17 protein-coding genes and 1 other annotated feature are annotated in these 16,237 nt (G+C 45.2%); of the genes, 6 read left to right on the top strand and 11 right to left on the bottom strand.

Going from position 1 to position 16,237, the window contains the following annotated elements; genetic code table 11:
• Nucleotides 1-61 precede the first annotated feature (61 nt).
• The 5 genes from ABIE27_RS08840 to ABIE27_RS08820 form a co-directional block, all read right to left on the bottom strand.
• Nucleotides 62-1,042, bottom strand: coding sequence for an aromatic acid exporter family protein (locus ABIE27_RS08840; protein WP_429350345.1), 981 nt, complete (start codon nucleotides 1,040-1,042; stop codon nucleotides 62-64).
• Nucleotides 1,043-1,463: 421 nt separating this feature from the next.
• Nucleotides 1,464-2,228 (bottom strand): ABC transporter permease, encoded by a 765-nt coding sequence (locus ABIE27_RS08835; protein ID WP_123065825.1) that lies wholly within the window; start codon nucleotides 2,226-2,228, stop codon nucleotides 1,464-1,466.
• 80 nt (nucleotides 2,229-2,308) lie between these two features.
• Nucleotides 2,309-3,103: an ABC transporter ATP-binding protein gene (locus tag ABIE27_RS08830; RefSeq protein ID WP_123065765.1), complete on the bottom strand. Its 795-nt coding sequence runs from the start codon at nucleotides 3,101-3,103 to the stop codon at nucleotides 2,309-2,311.
• Nucleotides 3,104-3,110: 7 nt separating this feature from the next.
• Nucleotides 3,111-4,118: an ABC transporter substrate-binding protein gene (locus ABIE27_RS08825; protein WP_123065766.1), complete on the bottom strand. Its 1,008-nt coding sequence runs from the start codon at nucleotides 4,116-4,118 to the stop codon at nucleotides 3,111-3,113.
• 131 nt (nucleotides 4,119-4,249) lie between these two features.
• Complete coding sequence (locus ABIE27_RS08820) at nucleotides 4,250-5,764, bottom strand: carboxypeptidase M32 (protein ID WP_123065767.1); 1,515 nt, start codon at nucleotides 5,762-5,764, stop codon at nucleotides 4,250-4,252.
• A 224-nt stretch (nucleotides 5,765-5,988) separates the two neighbouring features.
• On the opposite strand from ABIE27_RS08820, the gene ABIE27_RS08815 reads away from it, so the two are divergent.
• The 4 genes from ABIE27_RS08815 to ABIE27_RS08800 all read left to right on the top strand — a co-directional run bounded on the left by ABIE27_RS08815 (nucleotide 5,989) and on the right by ABIE27_RS08800 (nucleotide 8,191).
• Nucleotides 5,989-6,564, top strand: a complete 576-nt coding sequence (locus ABIE27_RS08815; RefSeq protein ID WP_123065768.1) for a beta-class carbonic anhydrase — start codon at nucleotides 5,989-5,991, stop codon at nucleotides 6,562-6,564.
• 173 nt (nucleotides 6,565-6,737) lie between these two features.
• Entirely contained in the window at nucleotides 6,738-7,304 is a 567-nt protein-coding gene (locus ABIE27_RS08810; protein ID WP_123065769.1) for a PadR family transcriptional regulator, read from the top strand.
• Between the two features lie 99 nt (nucleotides 7,305-7,403).
• A complete protein-coding gene (locus ABIE27_RS08805) occupies nucleotides 7,404-7,904 on the top strand; it encodes a hypothetical protein (RefSeq protein WP_123065770.1) in 501 nt (166 codons plus the stop codon).
• A gap of 5 nt (nucleotides 7,905-7,909) precedes the next feature.
• Complete coding sequence (locus ABIE27_RS08800; protein WP_090916857.1) at nucleotides 7,910-8,191, top strand: YxcD family protein; 282 nt, start codon at nucleotides 7,910-7,912, stop codon at nucleotides 8,189-8,191.
• 169 nt (nucleotides 8,192-8,360) lie between these two features.
• On the opposite strand, the gene tyrS is transcribed toward ABIE27_RS08800, so the two are convergent.
• From tyrS to ABIE27_RS08775, 5 genes are all read right to left on the bottom strand, one after another.
• Nucleotides 8,361-9,623 (bottom strand): tyrosine--tRNA ligase, encoded by a 1,263-nt coding sequence (gene tyrS, locus ABIE27_RS08795; protein ID WP_429350344.1) that lies wholly within the window; start codon nucleotides 9,621-9,623, stop codon nucleotides 8,361-8,363.
• A 115-nt stretch (nucleotides 9,624-9,738) separates the two neighbouring features.
• Nucleotides 9,739-9,980: a binding site (T-box leader), on the bottom strand.
• 139 nt (nucleotides 9,981-10,119) lie between these two features.
• Complete coding sequence (locus tag ABIE27_RS08790; protein ID WP_123065772.1) at nucleotides 10,120-10,566, bottom strand: DMP19 family protein; 447 nt, start codon at nucleotides 10,564-10,566, stop codon at nucleotides 10,120-10,122.
• Nucleotides 10,563-11,012 carry an Imm63 family immunity protein gene (locus ABIE27_RS08785; RefSeq protein ID WP_429350343.1) on the bottom strand — a complete coding sequence of 150 codons (450 nt, stop codon included), beginning with the start codon at nucleotides 11,010-11,012 and terminating at the stop codon, nucleotides 10,563-10,565. Before ABIE27_RS08785 ends, ABIE27_RS08790 begins: the two co-directional genes overlap by 4 nt.
• 149 nt (nucleotides 11,013-11,161) lie before the next feature.
• A complete protein-coding gene (locus ABIE27_RS08780; protein ID WP_429350342.1) occupies nucleotides 11,162-12,631 on the bottom strand; it encodes a protein adenylyltransferase SelO in 1,470 nt (489 codons plus the stop codon).
• 159 nt (nucleotides 12,632-12,790) lie between these two features.
• The gene (locus tag ABIE27_RS08775; RefSeq protein ID WP_123065775.1) at nucleotides 12,791-13,099 is read right to left on the bottom strand and encodes a Dabb family protein; all 309 of its coding nucleotides are present in this window, start codon (nucleotides 13,097-13,099) and stop codon (nucleotides 12,791-12,793) included.
• 212 nt (nucleotides 13,100-13,311) lie between these two features.
• Here ABIE27_RS08775 and ABIE27_RS08770 point away from each other — a divergent pair, with 212 nt between their 5' ends.
• Both ABIE27_RS08770 and ABIE27_RS08765 read left to right on the top strand, forming a co-directional pair.
• On the top strand, nucleotides 13,312-14,163 hold the full coding sequence (locus ABIE27_RS08770) for a helix-turn-helix domain-containing protein (RefSeq protein ID WP_123065776.1): 852 nt from the start codon (nucleotides 13,312-13,314) through the stop codon (nucleotides 14,161-14,163).
• A gap of 5 nt (nucleotides 14,164-14,168) precedes the next feature.
• Complete coding sequence (locus tag ABIE27_RS08765) at nucleotides 14,169-15,098, top strand: DMT family transporter (protein WP_429350497.1); 930 nt, start codon at nucleotides 14,169-14,171, stop codon at nucleotides 15,096-15,098.
• 131 nt (nucleotides 15,099-15,229) lie between these two features.
• Here the strand turns inward: ABIE27_RS08765 and ABIE27_RS08760 are convergent, their stop codons facing one another.
• Nucleotides 15,230-15,946 carry a pseudouridine synthase gene (locus tag ABIE27_RS08760; protein ID WP_123065778.1) on the bottom strand — a complete coding sequence of 239 codons (717 nt, stop codon included), beginning with the start codon at nucleotides 15,944-15,946 and terminating at the stop codon, nucleotides 15,230-15,232.
• Nucleotides 15,947-16,237: the final 291 nt, after the last annotated feature.

The raw sequence follows: 16,237 nt of genomic DNA, 5'->3' as shown, positions 1-16,237 counted from the left end.
CTCCATACAATCATTCACTACAAGTGTATGCAGGACATCCGTCTAGGGTGACAACTATTTTCTATGATTCGTTTACAGATTGCGAGCGTTCTGAGATTGGAGAAGGCGCTTTGTCCTTTTTGGCGATTTTCAAATACATGGAGAGCTCCCGACACAGCTGGAGAATAGCGGAACGCATCTCGAATTCTTCTCTTGTATCCGGCAGCTCCATTTGTCTGAATTCTTCCTGCACATCAGCAAGCAACTTCTCCGTTCGTCCCGTGTACGATTCGGTCAACACGTCTTGACTAAGCTGGTCAAACAGCTCCGCTACCATCTCGGCATGAGGCATTTTCTGATAGACCTGGGATACAAGATGCATCATATGCTGTATGGAATCCAGTTGGGTTTTACGCATATAAAAGTATACGCTCCAGCCTTCATTGGGATGAATGACCTGGTTCTCCAGTGATCGTTTGGCTGCCTCAATTCCGCCGAGAACGGCTTTATCCGCTTCAATTAGTTCTTTGCCTGACCATACTTCATTGGGGTTACGCAAGGTTGTGGCGAACTCCCGGAAGATTTTCGAAAACAATTCATCAATGCGTTTGCGTATCCGGAACATCTGTGGATCAGCCGCCGGCATATACGCCAGATTCACGACCATCGCTGAACCAAGGCCGATCAAGAGCAGCGCAATCTGTACAAGAATAACATGCACATCCATCTCTCCACCGCTAAATACCCGAAACACCACAACTGAGCCTGTCACAATGCCTTCCTTAAAGCCTACCCGAACAATCACCGGAAAAGCCGTTAGTATGTATACTGCCAGCACCCAATAATGGAAGCCGAGAAAGTGAAAAAGTACACTTGCAAACAAAAGACCAACCACGGATGCAAAAAAACGTGCCGATATCGTTCGAATACTCCTTTTTCGTGTAACATCCACACCCAGAATCGCGAGTAAGCCTGCTGACGTTGGTCCTGGCAAACGGCACCAGTCCGCAATCAGTACAGCCATCAGCGCTGCGATTGCCGTTTTAATGACTCTAAACCCCATTTAATATTCCATCTCCTCTAAGCTGTACAAAAGTTTGCGGCCCGTATGTCGCCTGTTTTCATCATTTTCATGTGCTCGTCCGGCGTATATCCCTCTGCCTAGACAGTTATAACACTCCAGCCTTAGTATGACTCCGCCGGTTACAAACTAGACGACATCAACCGGCATGCAAAAACATGCCGGTCACAGAAACATGCCACGAAGAAGAAACACTGCCCTTTCAATTGCGGTAACAGAAAGAGTCTAAACCTGCAACTGACCTATGCTCATCGCGTGTTTTTCTGCCCGGCATGAAGGTTTTCCTTCCATCAAATATCCTACTTGATTTTACAATTGGGGGCAACGTGACACCTCTTGTGAAATTGTATACATATGATGAACACTTGTAAAACGGCTCTGTCAGTCACTTTTCATTTTCGAGCTATGATCTGCGACCAGACGATAGTAACTTGCGTTCTGCATATACAACCAGTTGATACATCGCTGTAGCTACGGCCGCAATGATAAGCAGGCTTGATAACACAAGAGTGAAGTTGAACACTTGGAATCCGTAGATAATTAAATATCCCAGACCCTGTTTGGCGACTAGAAATTCACCGACGATGACCCCAACCCAGGCCATACCCACATTGACTTTTAACGTAGATACAATTGTAGGAAAAGAAGCAGGAAACACAACCTTGGCAAAAATATCAGATCGTTCACCACCAAACGTGCGAATAACCTTCACATAATTGGGATCAACTTCATTAAAGCTGTTGTACACAACAAGTGTTGTTATGATTACCGTAATGGAAAGGGTTGTCATCACAATGGCTGTAAATCCCGCCCCGAACATGACGATAAAAATCGGACCGAGCGCGACCTTCGGCATGCTGTTGAACACAACCATGTAAGGATCGAGCACTTTGGACAAAAAAGGAGACCACCAGATCAGAACAGCAAGCAACGTTCCGACAAGTGTCCCCAATAAAAACCCGACAACCGTTTCACCTACGGTTACCCCGACATGTGCCCATATTTCGCCGCTGACGACATCCTTGCCAATCTGAGCAAAGATTTTGCTAGGATAACTGAAGAGCAACACATCAATCCACCGCAGTCTGCCCGCCAGCTCCCAGAATAAAAACATACCAACTAACATGGACAACTGAACCGCAAAAATATGCTGCCGCCATCTGACCATCTTACGATTATGGTCACGTTGGAGTTCTTCCAGCCAAACTTCACGTACTTCCTGCTTTCCTTGATCTGGAATTTTCTGACTCACGTATTTTTCTCACCTCCTCCAGACTGAACAAGTTCATCCCAAAGTGACTGGAACAACTCATTGAAGCCTGCCTGCTCCCTTGCATGGAAAGGCTGTGCCAGCCGAATCTGTTCAGGAATATCGAATTCACGTCGAATGCGTCCGGGGTTGCGATCAAGTACGATGACCCGGTCGCTGACTGCAATGGCTTCAGACAAATCGTGTGTGACCAGCACCGAAGTTTTGCCATACTGTTTTAACGTATCTGATACAAGATCTTCGAGTTGTAGTTTGGTTTGATAATCCAAAGCCGAAAACGGCTCATCAAGCAGCAGTATTGCTGGATCTGTAGCCAATGTTCGTACGAGGGCTACCCGCTGCCTCATGCCTCCCGACAATTCCGATGGGTACTGCTCTTCTGTCCCCCCAAGTCCCATACTGACGAGCAGTTCACGGGTACGCTCTCTGCTCTGCACGTCCAGATTCCCTGTCAACTCAAGCCCGATCAGTGCATTATCCAGAATGGTGCGCCAGGGGAACAGATAGTCTTGCTGCAACATGTAACCCATATTGGCAGAGGGACCCTGAACAAGCTTGCCTTCGACTTCAACCTTTCCTCGGGTGGGCTTCAGCAGTCCAGCGATGATTGACAGTAATGTTGTTTTGCCGCATCCGCTTGGTCCCACCAGACTCACGAACTCCCCTTGATTGATCTCCAGATTTAAATCCTCGATAACAAGTGATGCTTCTCGTTCACTAACATACACTTGAGAGATATTCTCCAGTCGGATCACGTTTCCGGAATCAGGCATTGCCTGCTCACTTCCTTCCCTGGAGCGCCTGTTCTGCATATGACGGATCGACAATGGTGTTCTGTTCAACCCGCTCTTTTAATTCTCCCGCAGCGCTCATCACACTTAGCAAATTGTTCCACTCATCACCATCAATGATCGGATCTGTTGCATATGTGCCTTGTTCCTTGTACCTGCTTACGCTGCTGGTTAGAATCGCTGGATCAATGTCTTTGAAAAACGGGGTAATCACTTGTGCAATCTCCTCCGCTGTATGGGAATCTACCCAAAGTTGAGCTTTGTGCAGGGCATTCGTGAATTTTTGTACGAGTTCTTTGTTTTCGTTCAGATAACTTTGTTTGGCCATAAAAACCGTATAAGGCAGAATCCCGCTTTCCGTTCCGAACGATGCCACCACTTTCCCTCGGCCTTCCTGTTCAAAGATCGATGCCTGTGGTTCAAAGAGTTGAACATAGTCCCCTGTACCTGAAGCGAAGGCAGATGCAATATTCGCAAAGTCCACATTTTGAATCAGTTCCAGATCACTGGACGGGTTAATGCCATGTTTGTTTAAAACAAACTCACCGGCCATTTGCGGCATTCCGCCCTTGCGCTGTCCGAGAAATACACTTTGCCTTAATTGTTCCCAATCAAAGTTGTCCTGGGCATTTCGAGCGAACAAAAACGTTCCGTCCGTCTGGGTGAGCTGAGCAAAGTTAATGACCGGGTCTTCTGCCCCCTGTTGGTAGACATAGATGGACGTTTCTGCACCCACTAGTGCAATATCCACCGAACCCGCAAGCAATGCCGCCATCGTTTTATCTCCACCAGCCGTTGTTTGAATATCCACCTCAAGCCCTTCTTCTGCAAAAAAACCTTGAGCCGCGGCTACATATTCCGGTGCGTAAAATACAGAACGGGTCACTTCACCAATCGTAATCTTGGCTTCGTTCTCTTCCCTGTTGCAGCTCGTCAGCGCCACAATAAGAATCAACAGAATTACAATGCCCCGGACAAACCATGGCGTATATTTCATTTGATTTCCCTCCTTTTCTGAGTTCAACAGTTTCTCTTTACTATGAATATGCCGAGGCCCAGTAAAAGGTTAAGAACTTGCACGCAAAAAAAGCCAACCAGAAATTTCTGGCTGACTTTCATGCGGACGCGTTATAATTTATAGATTTCAGCGTACTTGGCTTCCAAATAATCTGCCAAATAATCCGGATTCAGCTCTTCACCTGTCACTGCAACAATTAACTCAGATGGTGTACGGCTCTTGCCGTAGCGATAAATCTTGTCTGTAAGCCACTCTTTAATTGGAATCAGATTCCCTTCAGCAATCAGACGATCGAACTCCGGCATCTCCTGACGTAACGTATGCATAATCTGTGCAGCATACATGTTGCCTAAAGAATACGATGCAAAATAACCGAAATCTCCGCCGGACCAATGCACATCCTGAAGCACACCTTCACCATCGTTCGTTGGCAGAATTCCGAGGTATTCTTTGTATTTGTTGTTCCATGTTTCTGGCAGATCCTTCACTTCCAGCCCTTCATTAAACAACATTTTCTCAATCTCATATCGAATAATGATATGCAGATTGTAAGTCAGCTCGTCCGCTTCAATTCGGATTAGAGAGCTCTCTACCCGGTTTATTGCACGGTAGAAATCTTCCAGCTTCACTTCGCTCAGTTGCGGGAAATGTTGCTGTAGATCTTTATAATAACGTGTCCAGAAAGGTAAACTGCGTCCAATCATATTTTCCCAAAGACGGGACTGGGACTCGTGAATCCCCATCGAGGTGCCTTCGGCAAGAAGCGTACCAGCGAGACTTTCATCGATATTTTGCTCATATAGGGCGTGTCCGCCTTCGTGCAGAGAACTAAAGATCGCACTGGTTACATCGTCTTGCAGGTAGTTGGTTGTTATTCGAACGTCACCTGGATTCAGGCCTGTAGCAAATGGATGGACACTTTCGTCCAGACGGCCTGCTTCAAAGTCATATCCCATCTGTTCCAGAATAAACAGACTGAATTTCTCCTGTTGCTCGGTGTCAAAAATCTGCTTTAAAAAATCTGTATTGGGCTTATTCTCCGCCGCATTGATTTTCTCTTGAAGTGGGACGAGACGCGCTTTGAGGCGGGCGAATACAGCATCTACCTTTTCCACCGTCAATCCGGGTTCGTACATGTCCAGCAATGTATCATACCTTGTATCCTTGACGCCCCAATAGTCGATAAACTCCTGCTTGAGCTTCACGATATCGGTGAGATATGGTGAGAATCCGGCATAGTCACTGTTATGTTTGGCATCTTCCCAAGCCGTCTCCGATTTGGCAGTAAGTACGGTATATGCCTGAACTTTTTCAGGTGGAACCGACTGACTGCGATCATACTCCTTCTTGCACTCTTCCACTAGGCGGCGGTCCGTGTCTTCGAGTTGCTCCAGCACATCAGGTTGGGTCAATGTATCTAGATAAGCTCTCATCTCAGCGGAGGTTTGCAGTTTGAATGCCTCGGTAGAGAGCAACCCCAGCGTCTCCGAGCGAGTGGGAACGCCTTTTTTCGGTGCTCCTGTGCGTAAATCCCAGTGAAGCAAACCAATGGCTTCGTGATAACTTTTAATTTTGCGGGCCAGAATAAGGAAAGATTGCAAATGTTGCTGTGTTTGTTTGTCCATTGTTACCGCTCACCTCTTCAAAAAAAATTTGTACACCCTATTGATGATACTTTTTGCATTGCGTATAATCAACTTTTGACAGAAGTATAATGCGTTATGCTTCTAAAATAGGGATAACGCGGTCTACTGACTGCGGTGCTCTAACTAATCAAAGGCGTGTAGGACAAGCTGCATCTCATGCAAATGACCGTGCTCGTCGTATTGGATAACAGGAGGCAATGGACATGAACAACATTCAAGAGATTTTGGCTTACAACAAATCATTTGTCGAGACTAAAGAATACGAGAAGTATACGGCTAGCAAGTTTCCAACCAAAAAGATGGTCATCATCACTTGTATGGATACCCGTCTTGTAGAGATGTTGCCGAAAGCGATGAACCTGAAAAATGGCGATGTGAAAATCATCAAAAATGCAGGTGCAATTATCTCCCAACCTTTTGGTAGTGTTATGCGTTCTGTATTGGTTGCTATCTATGAATTGGGCGCTGATGAGGTGCTGGTGGTAGGTCATACAGAATGTGGTATGGCTTCCCTGCATGCTGAAACGATGATTGGTCACATGACAGAACGTGGGATTTCCGAAGAGGTGATGTCTACGCTTGAAAATTCCGGCATTCGTCTGCAAAAATGGCTGCGCGGGTTTGACAGTGTTGAAGAAGGGGTAAGAGGAACTGTGGACGTGATTAAGAAGCATCCATTACTTCCTCCCAATGTACCTGTTCACGGCATGGTGATTGACTCTGCTACAGGCGAGCTTGATCTTGTTGCTGACGGGTATGAACAACAGGCATCTCTCTAAATGGTTTGGAGTGCGGACCTTCATGGTTCGCACTTTTTTTGTCTAAATTAAGGCAGTTATCCTCTCAGGTTGTCAAACCATACAGTTTCAGTGTACACTTTTATGAAAGCGGTCAACGAAACGCAGGAAGGGTTGTTTCGTTGGCCCAGCCCTAATATTAAGGAGACATGTGCATGAACATACTTTCCTATGGATTGCTCGGGCTGCTTACCCGCGAGGAGTCTTCGGGTTATGATCTAATGCTGAAGATTCAGCCGCATTGGCAGGCCAAACACAGCCAGATCTACCCGCTCCTGTCCAAGATGGAAAACGAAGAGTTACTCGCCTCCCGCTGGGTACAACAGTCTGACAAACCGGACAAAAAAATGTATGCAGTTACGGAAAAAGGCATTCAGAAGTTACTGGAGTGGATGATTACTCCGGTTACAGCGCCCGTAACGCGCGATGAATTCAATCTTCGTATTCTTTGTGTAGGTATTGCCGAAGATGGAAGCATGAGACGTATCCTGAATGAGCGGAAAAGCTGGTTCATGGAACGTATACGGTATTTCGAAGAATTGAAATCACGGATACCGCAAGATAATCTTCGGGTAGGCAACCGGGATTTTGGAAGTTACATTTTGGTGCAAAAAGGTTTAATGCATGCCCAGACGGGGCTGGAATGGTGTCATTGGGTCACCCAGCTTCTCGATGGTCAAGCGGCAATTCAAGACCCGAGTCCAAGTATTTCAGAATTTTAAATTAATTTTGAAACGTTACAGAAGGTTGGCCCGTAATACTACAGTAAGGCCCATTTTAGGGAGTTAAACAAATTTAATCAGGGGGTTACGATCTATACAATGAAGAAAAAATTCGGAATTAAACATCTAATGATGGTTTTCATGGCGTTTACACTACTGTTCGCAACGGTTGGTGTTACGAATCCAGACAGTGCTGATGCAAGACGAGGCGGCGGTGGATTCAAATCCGGTACGAAGAGTTACACGAATACCCCTAAGAAATCAGACAATAACGTAAGTCAGTCCAATTCCCGTAACAATTCCAATTCTGGCGCAGCAGCGAATAACCGTGGCGGATTCTTTGGCGGTGGCGGCGGCTTCATGAAAGGTATGATGCTGGGTGGTCTGGCAGGTATGTTGTTCGGCGGACTGTTTGGCGGTATGGGAGCACTGGGTAACATTCTTGGATTGCTCGTGAACGTAGCCGCAATTATGTTGATCGTTATGTTGGCTATGGCGTTGTTCAGAGCCATTACCAATCGTCGCAAACCTGCTGCGGATGGTCGTTATGACCGCCGTGACGATCGTGATGATGATCGTAATAGAAACGGACGGTACTAAGCTCTATGGTTCTAAGTATGGACGAGATTGTGAATGCAATTTGCATTCATATGGCAGAGCGTAAAGGTGTACGTCCTACAGACGTAAATGTGGAGCTAAGCTGGGAAGAAGATACAGGTTATTCCGCAGAAGTCTGGATTCAAGGTCGCAGTCAGTTTCTCGTAGAATCCAACATGATTGAAGCGATTCTTCGCTACTTGCACAGCGAGTACAACATTCGTGCGTATCGTGAAGACGTTACTCTCGATCTGGATGAAGAAATTACTGCGATTGTCAATCAACATTAAAATTTCGTGTGAAGCATCGACTTAGTATACAAAAGACCGCCTCCCCTCTGTCGTCTGACAGCATGGGAGGCGGTCTTTTTGGTTGCTTGATATGCAATTCTATTAAGGTTAGTGCTCGTACCTGTATTATGATTCGATTACAAACCAGTCATGCTTGCATGCTCAGTAACTATGATTGAAGCTTCACCAGGCTGTAGTTCTTTTTACCTTTACGGATAATGATGAATTTGCCACCGATCGCGTGCTCTGCAGATACCGTGAATTCAAGCTCGGTGATTTTTTCACCGTTCATGGAGATCGCTCCCTTGGTCACATCCTCACGAGCTTGGCGTTTCGATGGCTCCAAACCAAGATCCACAAGCCAGTCTACAATATTTTTAGCTTCACCAGCTGTTTCGTATGTTGGCATTTCCTTGAAGCCCTGCTCGATCTCATCTGCTGTCAGGGAACGAATATCACCGCTGAACAAAGCTGCTGTGATACGTTTTGCCTGCTCCAGCATCTCTTCGCCGTGAACGAACTTGGTCATTTCCTCAGCCAAGGCTTTTTGCGCTTCACGTTTATGCGGCTCTGTTTCCACTTTCTCTGCCAAGGCTTCGATTTCTTCTTTGCCAAGGAATGTGAAGTATTTCAGGTATTTAACCACATCGCGGTCATCTGTATTCGCCCAGAACTGGTAGAATTCAAACGGTGTCGTTTTATTCGGATCAAGCCAGATCGCACCACCAGCTGTTTTACCAAACTTCGTACCGTCTGACTTCAGCATCAGTGGGATTGTCAGGCCGTAAGCTTTCGCTTCAGAGCCTTCTTTTTTACGAATCAGATCCAGACCGCTCGTAATGTTACCCCATTGGTCAGATCCACCAATCTGTAGTTGTACATCCTCCGTTTGGAACAGGTGAAGGTAATCTAGAGATTGCAAGATTTGGTAGGAGAATTCCGTGAATGAAATTCCGCCTTCAAGACGGCTTGCTACTACATCTTTTGCCAGCATGGTGTTCAGGTTAAAGTTTTTTCCATAGTCACGCAGGAACTCGATGACGTTAATCTTATGTGTCCAGTCGTAGTTGTTAACCATGCGAACCTGATTGTCGCCGTCGGTAACAAATAACTTTTTCATCTGCGCTGTTAACGCATCTACATTCTCTTGCACTTGCTCCAGTGTCTGCAAAGAACGTTCGGACTGACGGCCACTTGGGTCACCAATCGTACCTGTTGCGCCGCCAATCAGGATTACCGGACGGTGACCGGCCAGCTGGAAACGTTTCAGCATCATAAACGGAATCAAGTGTCCGATATGCATACTATCACCTGTCGGGTCTACACCACAGTACAGGGAGATCGCTTTGGTCTCCGTCAGTTCACGTAGCCCTTCCGCATCCGTTTGTTGATTAATGGCGTCGCGCCACTGTAGTTCGTCAATAATGTTCATTGTAATAACCCCTTTTCTATCATCAAAATTCAGTCATGACTTACGTTTTGCTACGAATTCACACAGCTGCGGGCATTTTTTGAACACAAAAAAATCGCCGCCTTGTCATCACAGACACAGGGACGATTAGAATAACCGTGGTACCACCCAAATTGCATGGACAACCTCTCCGAACGTTCATACGCTCGAAAACAGCGATCCATACCACTTTCAGCAAGTTATCGTTTGCCCATCCGCTTGGCATTACCCAAGTACTCCAGAGTGTAATTCGCAGCCCTTGTATGTATCAGGTTCCATCAACCCCTGACTTTCTGTAACAGGGACAAAGCCGCTACTGCGCTCTATCAACGTAATTCATGTATTTAATTATAGCCAGTATAGCGAAACGTTCTGCACATTGCAAGCGCAAGTACTCCGATATTCAACTGACCCATATCAAAGAGTAGTTCCGAACAGAAAAAAATGCATGCTGGAAGACAATTTCCTGCGAAAATAACTATAACCTGATCCGAAGCTGGTCATGGTAATAAGCATACGCCTTCTCCGCAACCTGATCTTCGTTATTCCAGAGCTGCTGATCCAATTCGTCCAGAAGCTCTTCTTGCTCCGTCTCCAGATATTTCGGGATGTCCCATAACCCAGTTAGTCTAGGATCGTTTTCCAAATGCTCAAAACAAGCATACTGTTGCTTTACATTGCTCAAGACCTGATTTGCGCCAATTGTTTCGAGTGCCCTGCAAGCGATCTTATAAGCCTCTTCTCCCCAGTTGCAGAAGAATTGTATAAAACCACCATTATAGACATCTGCCTCAAACAGCCACAACGCTGCAATCTCTTGCTCTGTCGGAGAAAGCGCAGCCCATCCTTGCGCAGACTGGTTCTTTTTTTCTACAAAAGTCAATGCATAATCATACCAAACATCCTGAATGTCCTGTTCGCTCATATCGAAGATTTCCCCTTCCTGGGTTGAACTGTTTCCAGTTCCTGGCGTTTACCCTCTTGATGCCAAATTAAGTATGGATCACCGATCGCTTGAAAAGCGGCCCGTACGTTGTCTTCGATCTCTTGCCACACTTCACTTGTATAATCGAGATGGGTGTTAACGTTATCAACACCGTACTTCTTAAGCAGGCTCACATGGGCAGCTGTAAAAATCATATCTTCCAGCAGCCAATAGAGGACCTCCTCCACGTGCTTCAGCTTTTTAATCAGGGACGGTACACCGCGTTCATAGATTGTAACGATATAATGTCCATCGCCTATTTCGACATATGGTGCACCTTCCCATTTGAACGACTCCCCCAATCGGTTCACATAACTTTCCATCTGTTCCATCGGATAAGAAGTGCGTGATAATAATTCACGCAGTTGCCCGACTAGCTCCTGCATGTTTAACAGATTGGACAAAAATTCACCTTCCTTCTCTAGCATCTAGAGTGAGAGATCAACCGCATATAATAGATTATAATGGCTCCCAATGAAAAAGCTGCCTCTCGGCAGCCTCACCTTTTCCTCTCAGGTTCACAGAGATGTTAATGTTAAGTCCCACAAAACGTCTTATACGAAGGATCACAGGACACGGGTATCGCACCAAATGCTTCTTGCTCCGGAGTGTAAGCATAAGGAGATTGAAGAATATCCAGTAAAGGCTGGATCAAGCTGTAGTCTCCGTCCTGCTCGGCTCGCTCCAGCACTTCCTCTACCTTCTCGTTCCGCGGAATCACTACTGGATTGTTTCGCTTCATCTGTTGCATTACTTCATCGTTGGACTCCAGTTGTCTACCTAATCTGTCTTGCCAGCGTGAATGCCACTCTTGAAAATCGGACTTGTCCTTAAGTGTGAAGGTTTCCAGTTTGTTCAGCGTTAGCGCCACGAACGTATTCGTGTAATCTGCAGTGTGCTTTTCCATCAGATCGAGCAAGTCCTTAATCAAGGTCTCATCTTCGGCTTCTTCCTTAAAAAGACCGAGCTTAGCACGCATCCCCGATAACCAGTGGTGGTGATACAATTCAGAGAACTGTGCTATGGCATCCTGAGCGATTTGCACAGCCTGTTCTTCATCTTCATGCAGCAACGGCAGTAATGTCTCAGCAAAACGAGCCAGATTCCAGCCCGCAATGTATGGTTGATTGCCATAAGCATATCGGCCTTGTCTGTCAATTGAACTGAACACCATAGCTGGGCTATACGTATCCATAAAAGCACAGGGGCCATAGTCAATCGTTTCCCCGCTAATTGCCATATTGTCTGTATTCATTACCCCGTGAATGAAGCCTACGTGTTGCCATTTTGCAACAAGCTGCGCCTGAAGTTTGATCACTTCCTGCAGCAAGCTTAGATAACGCTGTTCGTTACCCTCAACCTGCGGGAAGTGACGCCGTATAGTGTAATCTGCAAGCGCACGTAAATCCTCTACCGAACCAAATTGGGCTGCATACTGAAAAGTGGCTACTCGAATGTGACTGGCCGCGACTCGAGTGAGAATAGCCCCTGGACGTTCTGTTTCACGATAAATGTTCTCCCCTGTAGAGACAACAGCCAAGCTTCTTGTCGTAGGAATTCCCAGACCAACCATCGCTTCACTGATAATGTACTCCCGAAGCATTGGGCCAACGGCAGCACGTCCATCCCCTCCGCGGGAATACGGCGTCCGTCCTGAACCTTTTAACTGAATATCGACTCGATCCCCTTGTGGAGTAATCTGTTCACCCAGCAACAAAGCACGTCCATCCCCAAGCATATTAAAGTTACCAAATTGATGGCCTGCATATGCTTGTGCAAGAGGAACGGCTCCGTCTGGTATGTTATTACCCGCAAAAATAGCTGTGCCTTCGGGGGTTTGCAACATATCCGCATTCAGCCCCAAGCTGACCGCCAGTGTTTGATTAAAAATGATCCAGTCTGGAGACTGGACAGGTACGGCTTGTTGTCTTGTATAAAATGTTTGAGGCAGTTCTGCATAACTGTGTTCCAGATTCCAGCCTGCGTTTAGATCGCTTTTTTCCATGGGTCACACTCCTTCTCCTAACAAAGGACAATTTCCTTTTATATTCATGTAGCATTTGTGAACCCATGCTCATTTATGTCGTCGCATGAAAATTCCAAAGTAAAAGCAGTTCTTGTCTGACGTGATCATCCGGCATGAAACCAAATGGTTATTGGTATTTTACTTCGCAGGGATCGGATAATCTGTTACAATCACGTTCTCAATCCAGCCATCCAGAGAAGCTACAAATGCCCGATGTGCAGGATGCGGACCGTAGGCTCGCAAGGCTTCCTGATCTTCAAATGTCACTCTTAATCCAAGGGTGAACCCTTGAATGCGATCGGTTTCCTCCGTTACATTCACGCCCGCCGTAAGATCAACAATCCCAGGAATTTGATCCTGTAACGCAAGCAACTGAGCTACAAACTCATGTTGCTTCGCAGGTGTGATTTTGTCGTTAAATTTAAAAATAACCAAATGTTCAAACATACCATCCCATCTCCTTATCCATTGGAGGAAAATCTTACATTTAAGTGGCTGAAAATCTTTCATCTCTACCATTCTTATTTTAAATTAAACATAAACTGAACTCAAATAGATGTTCTCGATTCACCGCTCCGGTATAATAAGCAATATTGTTCAAGAATTCAGCCTCAGGTGCACGTTATAATCACCTAAACATGCCAGAAAGAAGGTGCATCATGAGTCGCGAAGTGCGAACCGTCGTTTATGATCCAGATTTGCATCTGGAAGCTTATCAATTTGAAGGCATCATGCAGAAATTCCCCAATCATTTTCATGACTATTATGTGATTGGATTTATTGAAGAAGGGAAACGGCATCTGATCTGCAACAACCAGGAATACCTATTAAACAGCGGTGACATCATTATTTTTAACCCCCAAGATCCTCATGCCTGTGAGCAGGTAGATGGAAGAAAATTGGATTACCGTTGCATCAATATTCAGCCAGAAGTTATGCTGGATTACGTGCGTGAAATTACTGGACAAGCCTATCTGCCAAGGTTCTCCACCCATGTTCTATATCAAAGTGAACTGGTTTCCTCGCTCCATGAGCTACATCAGTTCATACTTGAGGAACAGCATGATTTCTGCAAAGAAGAGATGCTTTTCTTGCTGCTAGATCAACTTCTGAAAGATTACACTGATACAGAGACGGCTGAAGCTGAACAGAATATAACGTTGGAGATTCGGCAACTGTGTGATTATATGGAAGTCCATTACACGGAAAACATCAGCTTGAATGAATTATCCGAGCTTTCGGGGTTAAGCAAATACCATTTACTGCGACAGTTTACTCGTCAAAAAGGCATATCTCCCTACCGATATCTTGAAACGATACGGATCAATCAAGCCAAACGTCTTTTGGAACAGGGACTACCGCCTATAGATGTTGCTGCTCAGACGGGCTTTAGTGATCAAAGCCATTTCACCAATTTTTTCAAAAAACTGATTGGTCTAACGCCCAAACAATATCGTCGTATTTTTAATCACGGTGCCGAGACTAAACGATTGCAGGAAAACAAACGATGACTTTAATACGTAATCATAACCCTGTTGCTGGACACCTGCTTGCCCTATTTACCATTCTCATCTGGGGAACTACCTTTGTTTCAACAAAAGTATTGCTGAAAGACTTCACACCTGTTGAAATTTTACTGTTCCGTTTTCTGATTGGTTATCTCGTCCTTTGGATGATCTATCCATGTACTCAGAAAGTCGTTTCTTGGCGGGAAGAAGCCTTATTTATGGGTGCAGGTTTATGCGGAGTGACCTTATATTTTCTCATTGAAAATATGGCTTTGGTATATACGACAGCTTCCAACGCAGGCATCATTGTATCCGTTGCTCCTTTCTTCACCGCTGTACTTGCCCACTTTTTTCTGGATGGGGAACGGTTAACAGGCCGCTTTCTAAGTGGATTTGGCATTGCGATGAGTGGCATTATCCTGATTACCCTCAATGGAAGCTATATGTTGCAACTTAATCCCTTGGGTGATCTACTCGCCTTGATCGCTCCTGCGGTGTGGGCCGTGTACTCGGTTATGATGCGTAAAATCGGGTTACGAAACTATAATATTATAGGCGCAACACGTAAAGTGTTTTTCTATGGCCTGCTATTCATGTTACCAGCGTTGGGTTTAGTTGAATTTGACCTGAATGTCGCAAGATTCACACAATTCACCAATTTAACGAATCTTCTCTTTCTCGGTGTGGGCGCTTCAGCCCTCTGTTTTGTGACTTGGAATCAAGCCGTAAAAATATTAGGAGCTATCCATACAAGTGTGTATATCTATCTCGTACCCGTGATTACAGTGGGTTCATCTGCCTACTTTCTTCATGAACGAATCACATGGGTGAGCATATTAGGCGTATCCCTTACGTTGTATGGATCTTACATTTCGGAGAGCAAGACGAGAGGGAAAAAGCACAACCTATTTTCGGCAAAATTACGCCGCAACACATAACTAACTTCTCGTTAGAAGTTACGTAAAAACGTGCACAATGTAAAAACACGATCCCTAGCAAACGGGGTCGTGTCTTCTGCGTCCTTTTCTATAAAATTAACTTATACCACAGAGCTCGGGCAAGCCCATCACTACTCATCCCCTGCTTCGTCATGATCTAACTGAGACATGAGCAATTCCAACTCCTGTTTCTCCAAATGTCTCCATTCCCCTCTTTTCAGTCGTTCATCTAAACTAATATTCATAATCCGAATGCGCTCCAACTTTAAAACCCTGTACCCAAGTGCTTTGCACATTCGGCGTATTTGCAGATTAAGCCCCTGTGTCAAAATAATTCGAAAGACGTTCTCGTCTTGCCTGTACACCTCGCATGGTTTGGTAACGACATTCAGAATCTCCACACCTTGTGACATCGATTGAAGAAATGCATCAGTAACCCGTTTGTCCACGGTGACGACATACTCCTTTTCATGGTGATGCTCCGAACGCATCATTTTGTTCACGATATCTCCGTTATTCGTAAGCATAATTAACCCCTCTGACGCTTTATCCAGCCGGCCGACTGCAAAAATGCGTGAAGGATAATTCACAAACTGAATGATATTGCCCTCAACATGTTCAGCTGCCGTGCAGGTAATGCCAACAGGTTTGTTCAGAACGATATACACGGCCTCCGGATTCCGCTCTGGAATCTTCTCTCCATCCATCAGCACAATGTCTCCCGGTGCAACCGTATCTCCTTTTACACATACCCTGCCGTTGATTGTGATTCTTCCAGCTGCAATGCGCCGAGCCGTTTCCCTGCGGGAGAAATGTCCCGTCTCACTTATGTATTTGTTAATTAACATAATTCACCGCTTCTCATCATCGTAATCTGTATATTCATACGTTCTTTCATGCCTTAGATCAATCATTTCGTTTACCTTATAAAAAGCTGAACCTCATCTTCTCATGAAACGATTAGTGACGCAATAGAGTTACTTTCGACACCAATCTTAGGATAGGACAGGATGAATCAAAAAAAGAAAGCCCTCGCCAAACTTTAACATAATTTTACAATAAAAAGCTTGTACAATTTCAAAATTATGGTATAAGTTATATATAAAATAAACATTTATTTCAATTTATAAAAATGTTAT

This window comes from Paenibacillus sp. 4624, from assembly GCF_050435065.1.
Taxonomy (GTDB): domain Bacteria; phylum Bacillota; class Bacilli; order Paenibacillales; family Paenibacillaceae; genus Paenibacillus; species Paenibacillus amylolyticus_D.
This window is presented reverse-complemented; position numbering and strand designations above follow the sequence as displayed.

What these genes read in the sequence shown, in the direction of transcription:
- ABIE27_RS08840 (WP_429350345.1), bottom strand. Translation starts at nt 1,042, where the DNA reads ATGGGGTTTAGAGTCATTAAAACGGCAATCGCAGCGCTGATGGCTGTA.
- ABIE27_RS08835 (WP_123065825.1), bottom strand. Translation starts at nt 2,228, where the DNA reads ATGGTCAGATGGCGGCAGCATATTTTTGCGGTTCAGTTGTCCATGTTA.
- ABIE27_RS08830 (WP_123065765.1), bottom strand. Translation starts at nt 3,103, where the DNA reads ATGCCTGATTCCGGAAACGTGATCCGACTGGAGAATATCTCTCAAGTG.
- ABIE27_RS08825 (WP_123065766.1), bottom strand. Translation starts at nt 4,118, where the DNA reads ATGAAATATACGCCATGGTTTGTCCGGGGCATTGTAATTCTGTTGATT.
- ABIE27_RS08820 (WP_123065767.1), bottom strand. Translation starts at nt 5,764, where the DNA reads ATGGACAAACAAACACAGCAACATTTGCAATCTTTCCTTATTCTGGCC.
- ABIE27_RS08815 (WP_123065768.1), top strand. Translation starts at nt 5,989, where the DNA reads ATGAACAACATTCAAGAGATTTTGGCTTACAACAAATCATTTGTCGAG.
- ABIE27_RS08810 (WP_123065769.1), top strand. Translation starts at nt 6,738, where the DNA reads ATGAACATACTTTCCTATGGATTGCTCGGGCTGCTTACCCGCGAGGAG.
- ABIE27_RS08805 (WP_123065770.1), top strand. Translation starts at nt 7,404, where the DNA reads ATGAAGAAAAAATTCGGAATTAAACATCTAATGATGGTTTTCATGGCG.
- ABIE27_RS08800 (WP_090916857.1), top strand. Translation starts at nt 7,910, where the DNA reads ATGGTTCTAAGTATGGACGAGATTGTGAATGCAATTTGCATTCATATG.
- tyrS (WP_429350344.1), bottom strand. Translation starts at nt 9,623, where the DNA reads ATGAACATTATTGACGAACTACAGTGGCGCGACGCCATTAATCAACAA.
- ABIE27_RS08790 (WP_123065772.1), bottom strand. Translation starts at nt 10,566, where the DNA reads ATGAGCGAACAGGACATTCAGGATGTTTGGTATGATTATGCATTGACT.
- ABIE27_RS08785 (WP_429350343.1), bottom strand. Translation starts at nt 11,012, where the DNA reads ATGCAGGAGCTAGTCGGGCAACTGCGTGAATTATTATCACGCACTTCT.
- ABIE27_RS08780 (WP_429350342.1), bottom strand. Translation starts at nt 12,631, where the DNA reads ATGGAAAAAAGCGATCTAAACGCAGGCTGGAATCTGGAACACAGTTAT.
- ABIE27_RS08775 (WP_123065775.1), bottom strand. Translation starts at nt 13,099, where the DNA reads ATGTTTGAACATTTGGTTATTTTTAAATTTAACGACAAAATCACACCT.
- ABIE27_RS08770 (WP_123065776.1), top strand. Translation starts at nt 13,312, where the DNA reads ATGAGTCGCGAAGTGCGAACCGTCGTTTATGATCCAGATTTGCATCTG.
- ABIE27_RS08760 (WP_123065778.1), bottom strand. Translation starts at nt 15,946, where the DNA reads ATGTTAATTAACAAATACATAAGTGAGACGGGACATTTCTCCCGCAGG.